8 protein-coding genes and 2 riboswitches are annotated in these 11,711 nt (G+C 40.0%); of the genes, 1 reads left to right on the top strand and 7 read right to left on the bottom strand.

Annotation, left to right across the window (positions count from 1 at the left end; all coding sequences use genetic code 11):
• Positions 1–863: 863 nt before the first annotated feature.
• The 5 genes from JI666_RS19305 to JI666_RS19285 form a co-directional block, all read right to left on the bottom strand.
• A complete protein-coding gene (locus JI666_RS19305) occupies positions 864–2,159 on the bottom strand; it encodes an NCS2 family permease (protein WP_206894666.1) in 1,296 nt (431 codons plus the stop codon).
• 149 nt (positions 2,160–2,308) lie between these two features.
• Positions 2,309–2,410, bottom strand: a riboswitch (purine riboswitch).
• 84 nt (positions 2,411–2,494) lie between these two features.
• Positions 2,495–4,033 carry a glutamine-hydrolyzing GMP synthase gene (gene guaA, locus JI666_RS19300; RefSeq protein WP_206894664.1) on the bottom strand — a complete coding sequence of 513 codons (1,539 nt, stop codon included), beginning with the start codon at positions 4,031–4,033 and terminating at the stop codon, positions 2,495–2,497.
• A 149-nt stretch (positions 4,034–4,182) separates the two neighbouring features.
• A riboswitch (purine riboswitch) is annotated at positions 4,183–4,284 on the bottom strand.
• A gap of 37 nt (positions 4,285–4,321) precedes the next feature.
• Entirely contained in the window at positions 4,322–6,493 is a 2,172-nt protein-coding gene (locus tag JI666_RS19295; RefSeq protein WP_206894662.1) for a transglutaminase TgpA family protein, read from the bottom strand.
• A complete protein-coding gene (locus JI666_RS19290; RefSeq protein WP_206894660.1) occupies positions 6,480–7,730 on the bottom strand; it encodes a DUF58 domain-containing protein in 1,251 nt (416 codons plus the stop codon). Before JI666_RS19290 ends, JI666_RS19295 begins: the two co-directional genes overlap by 14 nt.
• Positions 7,727–8,701 (bottom strand): AAA family ATPase, encoded by a 975-nt coding sequence (locus JI666_RS19285; protein WP_206894659.1) that lies wholly within the window; start codon positions 8,699–8,701, stop codon positions 7,727–7,729. Before JI666_RS19285 ends, JI666_RS19290 begins: the two co-directional genes overlap by 4 nt.
• Before the next feature lie 278 nt (positions 8,702–8,979).
• Here JI666_RS19285 and JI666_RS19280 point away from each other — a divergent pair, with 278 nt between their 5' ends.
• Complete coding sequence (locus JI666_RS19280) at positions 8,980–9,333, top strand: DUF488 domain-containing protein (RefSeq protein ID WP_206894671.1); 354 nt, start codon at positions 8,980–8,982, stop codon at positions 9,331–9,333.
• A 52-nt stretch (positions 9,334–9,385) separates the two neighbouring features.
• Here JI666_RS19280 and JI666_RS19275 read toward each other — a convergent pair whose 3' ends face one another.
• A complete protein-coding gene (locus tag JI666_RS19275) occupies positions 9,386–10,795 on the bottom strand; it encodes an MFS transporter (RefSeq protein ID WP_286170960.1) in 1,410 nt (469 codons plus the stop codon).
• Positions 10,796–10,876: 81 nt separating this feature from the next.
• The gene (locus tag JI666_RS19270) at positions 10,877–11,704 is read right to left on the bottom strand and encodes a MetQ/NlpA family ABC transporter substrate-binding protein (RefSeq protein WP_286170959.1); all 828 of its coding nucleotides are present in this window, start codon (positions 11,702–11,704) and stop codon (positions 10,877–10,879) included.
• Between the last annotated feature and the right edge of the window lie 7 nt (positions 11,705–11,711).

Raw genomic sequence — 11,711 nt, 5'->3', positions numbered from 1 at the left:
CAAACTCTCCGATAGAAAGCTTAATCTAGCTTTTAAAACAATGTTTTGTTTCCGTAGAAACAACTACTTACATGGCGTTTCGTTCAGTTTTCAAAGATCGATTTGTTTCTTTCGTTGTCGTTTTCAGCGACTCAACTAATATATCATGTCGTCGTAATCGATGTCAACAACTTTTTGAGATTGTTTATTTCAATCTGTTTTGCCTCGTAAGAAGCAACGTGTTTAATAATACATGACTACCGAAGTAGTGTCAATCTCTTTTTTAATTAGAATGTGTTGTCTTTGCAACAACGTTCTCTACTATATCAGTTGAAACTTAATGGGTCAATACATATAATGATATTCTTTTTGAAAAAATGAATTTAAAAAGCCAGAGCGAATTCGCGCTCTGGCTTAAAGTGTATTAAACCCTCTATTTTCGATTCAATCAAACGTTTGTTTAACTCACCCTCTTCTCGTCAATCACATCGAACATTTCTTTTTTCTTTTCTTTTTGTTACTTCACTTAATTTATTACGTCTCTTATCCTTAAACCCTAATTTATTATTCAGATGGATAATTGAATAGCTACGGAGGTGGAAAGTTATGAAATAGAAGAAGCTTTTGAGACTTTCAGGTTTTCTAATAGGCGGTATGTTGTTTATTTTCATAAGAGGATCTTCTATATAAAGCGGCGCATGAATTATATTACAATGTAAAGCTTTCAAAAGATCAAGTAGACATACTTATAGAGAAGGTTACTCTGCTGCGTTCAGATATTCTCCTGTACTACAGCACACCCTCCCATATAAATCAGTTATTTTAAAACTGACAAAACAAAAAAGACAGCCACTAATGGCTGCCCAATGAAACGAGATTACTTCCTATGCTAGAAAAGCAAAATATGCAATAAATACGAAGAACAATACATACATTATCGGGTGAATCTTTTTCCCTTCCCCTTTTACGACCATTGTGATCGGGTACATCACAAACCCAAGTGCGATACCAGTTGCGATACTGTACGTAAGTGGCATAGCAATAATGGTTAAGAAAGCAGGTACTGCAATTTCAAATCGATTCCACTCAATGTTTCCAAGTACACCTACCATCAGTACACCAACAATGATTAACACCGGTGCTGTAACAGCAGGGGTTACAACAGATAATAATGGCGAGAAGAATAACGCTAGTAAGAATAAACCTGCTGTAACGACAGAAGTAAATCCAGTTCGTCCACCTGCCGCAACTCCAGATGAGGATTCAATGTAAGCCGTTGTTGTAGATGTTCCAAGGATAGCTCCAAGGACAGTTGCAGAAGAATCAGCAAACAATGCCTTACCCGCTCGAGGCAACTTATTATCCTTCATAATACCAGCCTGAGTAGCAACCGCGATTAATGTACCTGCTGTATCGAAGAAATCTACGAACAAGAAGGTAAGCACAACTACAAGCATATCGATTGTAAATAAATCACCTAGATGACCGAAAGCAACACCGAACGTCGGTTCAAGACTTGGTACGCTTCCTACAATACCGTTTGGTAGAGGAACTTGATTGAACACCATACCTACAATCGCAGTAATGACCATTCCGTAGAAAATTCCACCAGTTACATTACGAACCATTAAGATTACTGTTACGATTAATCCAAATACGGCAAGTAGCGTTGGGCCTGCAAGAAGATCACCTAATTGAACAAGTGTTGAATCGTTATTTTGAACGATACCTGCGCTTTTTAGGCCAATGAATGCGATGAAAAGCCCAATCCCGCTCGCTGCAGCATATTTTAATTCCATTGGAATTGCGTTGATAATCATTTCTCTAATTTTGAATATCGTAATAATAATAAAGATAATTCCCGAAACCAGTACCCCAGCAAGCGCTGTTTCCCACGGCACACCCATAACAGTAACGACTGAGTACGTGAAGAAAGCATTCAATCCCATTCCAGGTGCAAGTGCAATTGGATATCCTGCCAATACTCCCATAATCAACGTACCAAGTGCAGCAGCAAGAGCTGTAGCGGTAAAGACCGCCCCTTGATCCATTCCAGCATCAGCTAGAATAGCCGGGTTAACGAATAAGATATAAGCCATCGACAAGAATGTGGTTAGCCCTGCTATCGACTCTTTCTTGTATGTTGTATTGTGCTCTTGAAAACGAAAAAAACGATCCATTGTATTTCCCCCTTATTCCTATCATCCATCATCTATCTTCTATTTATCTGGTTATGGCATAAAAAAAGCTCCGGGTTCTCTACCCGGAGCGGACTAATAGGAAAAGAGATGATCGCATACCACTATGCTTCACGAGCTAAATGGTACACTTCTATCTCTTCTTCCTTCGTAGTCAGGTTATTTACGGTAACCTGGTAGAGACTTTCGGGCCTTATTCCCGATGTTATACGATGGATGGTCGTTCTTCTATTTACTTTTTTAGTGTATCAACTCATCTAACTTGCGTCAACATCAAACACGAACATTATTAATTTTCCGTTGTGTTTTGTTCGTGTTTATTCCCATTCAATTGTTGCTGGTGGCTTGGAAGTAATGTCGTACACAACGCGGTTAACGTGATCCACTTCATTTACGATGCGTGTTGAAATAAGCTCAAGGATGTCAAATGGAATACGAGCCCAATCCGAAGTCATTCCATCAATGGACGTTACGGCACGAACACCAATTGTGTAATCATACGTTCTCGCATCGCCCATAACACCTACACTTCGGAAATCAGGAAGCGCCGTAAAGTATTGCCAGATATCACGATCTAGTCCAGCTTTTTTAATTTCTTCACGAAGAATAGCATCTGAATCCCTGACAACCTTTAACTTCTCTTCTGTTACTTCTCCGATTACGCGAATCCCAAGACCCGGTCCGGGGAATGGTTGTCTCCATACAATTTCATCAGGAAGACCAAGCTCTGTACCGACTATACGAACTTCATCTTTAAAGAGCATATTCAAAGGTTCGATTAAGTCAAGCTTCATGTCTTCAGGAAGACCTCCAACATTGTGGTGGGATTTAATCGTTTGAGCAGTGGCTGTACCACTTTCGACAATGTCTGTGTATAGCGTTCCTTGAGCAAGGAATGACATATCTTCAAGCTTCTCAGATTCTTCTTCAAATACATAAATAAATTCATTACCAATGATTTTACGTTTCTTCTCCGGATCCGTTACACCTTTAAGCTTTGTAAGGAAACGGTCAGCAGCATCAATTTTAATGAGGTTCATTTCAAACCCTTCACCAAATGTTTTCATCACGCTATCTGCTTCATCTTTACGAAGAAGACCGTGATCGACGAACATACACGTTAACTGATCACCAATAGCTCTATGAATGAGGGCGGCAACGACTGAAGAATCGACACCACCACTAAGGGCACATAGAACTTTCTTATTGCCTACAGCTTCACGGATTTCCTTAATTTGCTCATCGATGAAGTTTTCCATCGACCAGTTTCCTTCACATTCACACACTTTATACACAAAGTTCTTCAATAGTTCATTTCCGTGCTCAGTGTGACGAACTTCCGGGTGGAATTGAACGCCATATAGGTTGCGGGAAGAGTCGCTCATAGCAGCTACAGGGCATGATGGATTAGTAGCCGCCACTTCAAACCCTTCAGGCGGAGCTTTAACAAGATCACCATGACTCATCCAAACAGACTGCTCTTCTGGCAGACCATCATATAATGGGGATTTATCCTTGATAGTCAGCATTGCCTTACCATACTCACGGTGCTTCGCCGCTTCAACACTTCCCCCAAAGTGGTGTGTCATCAATTGCATGCCGTAGCAGATGCCAAGAACCGGAATACCAAGCTCGAAAATTTCTTCGTCACAGCGCGGCGCACCTTCGCCGTATACGCTATTCGGTCCACCTGAGAATATAATTCCTTTAGGGTTAATCTTTCTAACTTCTTCTGCTGTAATGGTGTTTGGGTGCAACTCGCTGAATACACCAAGGTCACGAATACGTCTTGCAATTAGCTGATTGTACTGTCCGCCAAAGTCGAGGACAATAATGGATTCCTGCTCTTCTAACATCTAATTCCCTCACTTCTATTTAGTCTCTAAAAGCATTCCCTAAATCGTTACGAAAAACTGATTTATTGGCTTTAACCAGTCTCAAATCCCAAGCAACTATAAAAAAAGCCAGAACTCTGCCATGGTACAAAGGCAGAATCCTGGCTTTTACTAGGAGTATCTGCCTTCATAGTCAGATCATTTACGGTGATCCGGTAGAGACTTCTGGGCCTTATTCCCAGGGATATACGAAGGTTACATCTTTCTATTCAAACTATGGATTCATTCTATCAACCGGCTATACAGCGGTCAAGATTCCATCTTTTTAATTAAATTTTCCCACAATTTCTTCATATCGGTCCACGACGTATCGTTCGTTTTCCCGCGATAGTAATTCTCCTCATATCGACGAGTTAACTCTTTCATCTCCTGCGAGCCAAGTTTTTGATCAACCTGGATAGCATATTCTCGTAAAGTCTGGTTAGCCCCCCGCTTAATTCCATGTAATTCTAACAACCATAGTAGTCGGAAATAAGCTTCAGAAAGCGCCTTTCCATCGTCTCTTCTTTTATATCTAGATAGAACAATGCGCTTCAACCATTTTTTATAATTTTTAAAAGCAATAAATAAAGCGACTAGCAGAATAATGACAAGTCCAATTGAATGCCACTTTGTCCACTCGAGTGAGAACGAAGAGGAATCTGATGATGTTTGATCTTCAGTAGCCTTGTCTTGTTGGTGAGCCTGGTCTTCTTCTGGCTGAACTGGTTCAGGCGTTTCTGTGTTAGAATTTTCGTCATCACGATAATCATTTACAAAATCAGCCTGGTTAGAAAACCCTCGTGTTGGTTCAAAGGGCACCCAGCCGATACCTGGAAAATAAGCTTCTACCCAGGAATGAGCATTGTTATTTGTAACTTCATACTCTCGGTAATCTCCTGCAGCAGCAACAAACTCGCCTTCAGTAAACCCTTTTACCCATCGTGCTGGAATCCCAAGACTTCTTAGAAGAACAGTCATCGAGCTTGAAAAGTTATCGCAATACCCAAGCTTCGACTCAAATAAAAATTGATCTACATAGTCTTCGTTTTCACCTGGAACAGCAACATCCTTCGTTTCATACACAAATCCATTTCCAATAAAGTAACTTTCGATTGCCCTTGCTTTATCATAAGGGTTCGTTTCATCTGCTGTTATTTCTTCAGCAAGTCCCCCCACTCTATCAGGAAGTGTATCTGGTAATTGAAGATATAGATTCTGGATTTGTTTAGGATAATTAACTGATGCGTCCCTCAATAGCTCCTCTGAGAATGTAGGTGATTCATAGTCAAGGCTATACTGATCCAGTACGAGAGGTTCACCAAGGTTCTCTGTAAAAACCTTTCCTGTAAGAGGGTTCTCAAAATATTCAACATTAACATCTGTCTCAATATCGTTTACCTGACCTGGATGAATGATAAAGCTAAAGTCTTCATTTCCACTCATATTCACTTTCGTATCAAAAGACTCTACCTCAACGCTTTCTTCATAGAGTGTTTGTGTACTGCCTTCAAAAGGGACGCGATCAGTTTGCGATGCTTCCCACCCTTTCCCCGTGTACACATTCTTCGTTTCAACTCTCCAGTACCCTCGATCTTTGATTTCCGCAGTAAAAACAGGTGTATCGTCCATAACGAACGGACCGCCAAGACGGGAATCATCTTCCCCATATCCAATCTTACTAATCCCATTACCACCGACTCCATTGCCATCTCCGTTGCCCGTAGTCTTTTTCAAAAATGGCACCGGATCTGCCCATTGCGGTTCAGCTTTTGGTGCGATATAGCCAAACAAGGAAGAGAAAGCGATAATAACGACAAGTGGCATAAGCCAATACACAGGAAAACGTCCTTTTGAAAACGTAACGCCCTCCTGCTCTTGAATGCGAAGAATTTGAAGAAGTCCTAGAAGAATAAATCCAATAACAACAATCCGAATGATTGCATTTTCCGCATTGTATACTGTAAACGTATCAATAACTGAAATGTAAATAATCGTAACGAGGAGAAACAGGAAAATTCTTCTCGTTTGAATAAGCCAGTATTGCATTAAATAGCTAATGAGCCAAAGTAAAATAAAAAACAATAAGGTCCGGAATACATTCGATAATTCATCGAAGCTCCCTCCGAAAATAAAGCCTATATTCTCCGAAACGTCTGAGAGAAAATAGTCAAACCAAAGAAAGTCAAAGAATGGTCCCGGAAAAAACATAGCATGAAGTGCATAGATGAGAGATAGACTTTTAATCGGAAACGATAGCCAGAATGGTAACTGAAAATACGAAAGTAGGAATAGAAAGGCTGTAAACAAAATGAAAATTTCTGTTTGCCCCGTATCAGAAATAACCGTTAGTGGCCTTAACCATTCCCAGAATAATAGAAAGCCAAGTCCGTAGAGGAGAAGCGAATACAGCCAGTCAGTTTTTTCGTTATCTTGTTGCACGCATCCTACCTCCCCTTATTTCATCATTGAATGAATCACCAGCAATCGCATGGGTCTTAATTCCATATTGAGCAAGCTCATTGAGCTCTGCTTGATCCTCTAACGTGAGGTGCTCAGTGATATAGAAGAATTCTACTTGAACTTTTTTCGCTACAAGCTTTTTTAACGTAGAAGTAAAAGTGCTATCCATAGAAGGGCTAATCATTAACACTCCTGTACCAGCAGGAAAATGGTGAGCTTCCCTTTTCACAACTGTATCGAAAGAAGTGGCACCGTTAGCTTGTACTCGTGCAAGATGATGAAAAACTCTCCTCCGCTGCGCCTTTCCCCCGTTAATGCTAAGGACAGAATGATCTTTACCAGATGAAACGAGCCCAATCATCGCATTCTGCTTTAAAGCAGCATTGGTAACGGAAGCGGCAAGCTTTACCGCTTTCTCAAATAAGGGGGATTCTTCACTCCCATAATGAACTTTTTCTCGATCAAGAAATACCATAAAATCTTGACTGATTTGTTGTTCGAATTGCTTGGTTAACAGCTTCGCTCCTCTGGCCGTCGCTTTCCAATCAATCCATGAAAGCTTATCGCCGGGTACATAATCACGAACGCTCACTGCTGTAGAATAGTCCAAATCTGCTTTATGAGGTGAGGGTCGCGTTCCTGAGAGTTGCTGATTAAATGGTGACCAGTATATGTCCTGATACGTAGGAAGGACATAAATAGATTCAGCATTCTCAAACGTTTTCTCATGCCGTACGAACCCAAACATGTCTCCTACTTTACACCTCAGTTCCTTCAAGTAATACTCCCCTCTTGGTATTGGGGTAATAGAGTAACTGAAAGATAATTTCTTTCGAAACATCGGCAGAAGTAGAGCCAGTGAACGCTTTTGATACCGCGATGACGATTCATGCGCAAATGGAATAAGTTGCTCCGGTAGAACATCTTCTACCACAAGATAAAATAAAGGAAAACGACTCTTACGTTCAACCAGAATCGTCACAGTCAGCTCCTGACCATCTGTTAACTCAGAGTGACTAATCGCACGCGTTACTCTCACATCATTTAAAGGATAGAAAAGAAGGAGCAACGAATAGAGTGCGAATGGCAAAAAACTATAGAAGAGAAACCAGCTAACAAACCCGCCTTGAAACATCGCATATGAAAAGGTAGCTAGAAAAATCATTCCTAGAAATAGAAACTTTAACACTCGATTGTTTGCAAGCTTGTCCCTCATTTTACTTTCTCTTCTCTCCTAAGAGGCACCTTAACTCGATGAATTATATCTTTAATGAGGTCTTCTGATTTCTGCCCTTCAAAAGCAGCCTCTGACTTCAGGATGATTCGATGAGACAATACGTAAGGGGCAAGGAATTTCACGTCATCCGGTAGAACATAATCTCGATTTCTCATAAACGCATAGGCCTGGCAAGCCTTCATTAAAGAAAGGGACCCACGAGGACTAGCTCCAAGATAAATCGATGTATTATTTCTCGTTCTGCTCACAATATCTATAATGTATTGCTTAACGGACCCCTCAACAAAAACTGCTTTTACCTTCTTCTGCATATCTAACAGTTCTTCTAACGGTAGCGCAGCGCCTATGGAGTCAATTGGATGCGCATGCTCTGTTCTATTTAAGACTTCAAGCTCCTCTTCAGGAGTTGGATATCCCATTCGTAATTTCAATAAGAAACGATCAAGCTGTGCTTCTGGAAGTGGATATGTTCCTTCATATTCAATAGGATTTTGTGTCGCCATTACAAAGAATGGCTGTGGAAGAATATGCGTTTCACCATCAACCGTCACGCTGCCCTCTTCCATGCCTTCAAGAAGAGCTGATTGTGTTTTAGGGGACGTTCGATTGATCTCATCCGCTAGAACGATATTTCCAAGGAGGGGTCCTTTACGGAATTCAAACTTCATTTCACTTTGATTAAAAATGGACACTCCAGTTAAATCAGAAGGGAGCAAATCTGGTGTAAACTGAATTCTGTTAAATCGAGCGCCAACTGATTTGGCAAGCGCACGTACCATCATCGTTTTACCAACCCCTGGAACATCCTCAAGTAGAACATGACTTCCTGCAAGCAGTGCAACAAGGCTTAATTCAGCAACTTCTCGTTTACCGACTATAACTGTTTCTATATTTTCAATAACTCGCTTAACAGCTGGTTGGTACGCATCGAATTGGTACGATGAACTCATAGCTGATTCCTCCAATAATTAATAATCTACTGCACACTTTATGAAAATAGGTAACTTTTCCTATAACAATACAATTCTAGGATCAAAGACAAGTGTCTGAATACTCATAACTTTATTGTAACAAAAATAAGAATGGACCCGTTAGTGTAAGTTCGTTTTCTTACATGAGCCACAACCTCTAATTTGCACAGATAAATAAAGTATTATAAATTAAAGATAATTTAATAGTAAATACTCATCAATGTATATGAATTGCGTGAATTTGAAAGGAGGCTATGATGTCAGTCATACTTAGAAGAATTTATGATGAAGAGGACTCTCTTGGCGGGAACCGCATTTTAGTTGATCGTGTTTGGCCGAGGGGGATTTCAAAAGAAGATGCAAACCTCGATGACTGGATGAAGGAAATTGCTCCAAGCTCTTCGTTACGTAAATGGTTTAATCATGACCCCGACAAATTCGAAGACTTTAAAAAAGCGTATCGAAAAGAAATTGACGAAAGTGACAAAGCAAGTGAGAAACTCCAGGAATTAAAGAAGATGGCTACAAACGAAAGGCTTATTCTTTTGTTTGGCGCTAAAGATACCAAACACAATCACGCTATCGTCTTAAAGGAATTAATTGAAGAATAGGATCACATCGATTTAAAAGCTAGTCTTAAAGAGCGGCCGCCTCTTTCTACGACTAGCTTATTTCTCTTAACTCATTAAACTTCACATACACAAACAGTGAATAAAGAACAAGTAAGATCGCTCCTGCTGACATAATCGTCTCAATCGGAATACCAAATGAAAGAACAAGCGATGTAATTACATAGCTCACTGGTATAAGCCCCATTGAAGCAAGAGAGATTAATCCCATAACACGTCCCAACATCCTTTCCTCAATCATACTTTGGATAGCTGAAATAAAAGGAATGTTAGAACAAGAAAGACCAGCACCGAAAATGCCAAGCATCACCATACTCATCACTAGTTTTGTGGAGTAACTTAATCCCGCAAAAGCTAATCCTGCTAAAATCAATGCTAGTAAGGCTATGTGACCTCGATTCTTCGTGACATTAAGTACACCAATGACAACTGCACCAATCAGCATTCCTCCAGCGAGTGCCGCTTCTAATAGACTGAAGTCAACAGCATCTCCGCCTAAAACTGATATAACAAAAAGCGGTAGTCCCATCGTCATAGGTCCTACTAGGAATAAGTTCAGGAAAATAGTTGTTAGGACAACCAACAATAGCATCCTTGAATTTCTCACATACAAAACGCCTTCTTTAAAAGTTTTCCAGAATGATTTCTCAGTAAGTGAATCTGTTGTAGATGAAAAGGGGACGCGAATCAAGTAAATGAAGAGACTTGCAACGAGAAGCATGACTGCTGTAGTCGCAAACACGATTTCATAATTACCAAATGCAATAATAAGACCAGCGAGCATTGGAGCAACAATAAATGATGCTTGATTTGTCATCTGGATAATAGAATTCCCACGGGTTAGGTTATCCTTATGAATAATCGAAGGAATAACAGCACTCTCCGCAGCCCAAAAGAAGGCATCGAGAATACCAAATAAAAAAGCAACTCCAACAAATGTCCAAAGCGTAATATCCCCGAAAACAAACCAAATGACAAGACCACCTAACAGAATACTCCTTGAGAAATCAGACACGAACATGATTTTCGTCTTACTTCCCCGGTCTGCAACCGTACCACTAATAATCATAAAGATTACTCTTGGTATGCTAGAAGCAATATAGATTAAGCCAAGTGATGCCTCTAAATTCAAGACGTTTACAATGTACCAGCTCTCTGAAAACAAGAAGAACGAAATCCCAAAGCTTGAAAGAAGCGCCGCTGCCCAGAGGAAAAGAAAATTTCTATTCTTGAAGATCGATGGTGTTTGTTCAGTTGAACCCTCTAATTCCTCTTTTTGTACAGCCACATCTTTACCTGTCATCGTCACCACACCCTTACTGTTTTGATACTCTAAGTCTAATAAATAGAACGTGATTAGGCGATAACCTACAGGTTGAATTGAACTCCGTCTTAAGACTGAAAATAAAAAAGCTACGGGCAATCCCATAGCTCCAAGTTCCATTCCCACGACTCATAGAAACTAACCTACTCTTGTGTAGCTGTCTAAACAGAGAACAAGAAAAAAGAATCGCACTATAATTGATCACTTTTGTTTAAACCATTCTGGGTCATGAAAACCCTGAAAGTTTTCTTCAATCACTTTTCTAAATTCATCTGATTGTATTGCCTCTTTAATTGCTTGTACGTAAGGAGCATCTTTGTCCTTTCTGTTTACGACTACCTGGTTGATAATGTTCTCTGGTAATTTATCTCTTACTAATGCCTTCGTCAGATCCATGCCAGCTGCAATTGCAAAGTTTCCATTAACAGCAGCAAGATCTACTGAATCTAAGGTTCTTGGTAATTGAGCTGCTTCTACTGGTTTAAAGACTAGCTCTTTCGGATTATCTGTAATATCTTTCACCGAGGCACGGAGAGGATCAACATCTTCATCAAAAGAGATTACTCCATTATCTTTAAGTACAGTCAGACCTCGAGCAAGATTAGTAGGATCATTAGCAATGGCTACTGTACTTCCCTTTTCTATCTCATCCAATGATTGATACTTCTTAGAATAAATACCAATTGGAGCAGTAGGGACTTTTATAACGCCACTTAACTCCATATCATTTTCCTTTGCAAAAGCCTTCATATATACTTCATGCTGATACAAGTTGGCATCTATTGATCCATTTTTTAGCGCCATATTGGGTTGAACATAGTCATTGAACTCCTTGATTGTAACGGAGTATCCTTGCTTTTCAAGATATGGTTTAACACCTTGTTCTAGCATATCGCTATATGGAATCGTCCCCCCAAGGACCAACTCTTTTTGATCGTCGCTACTTGCCTTACTTCCATCTGACCCGCAGCCTGATAGTAAACCAACAACTATTAGAAGGAAAATCATTAATGTTTGGTTATTTTTCAAGATCATC

It is taken from the genome of Bacillus sp. NTK071 (assembly GCF_017303315.1).
Classification (GTDB): Bacteria; Bacillota; Bacilli; order Bacillales; family Guptibacillaceae; genus Guptibacillus.
The sequence above is the reverse complement of the archived record's forward strand: the minus strand, read 5'-3'. Positions and strand labels throughout refer to the sequence as shown.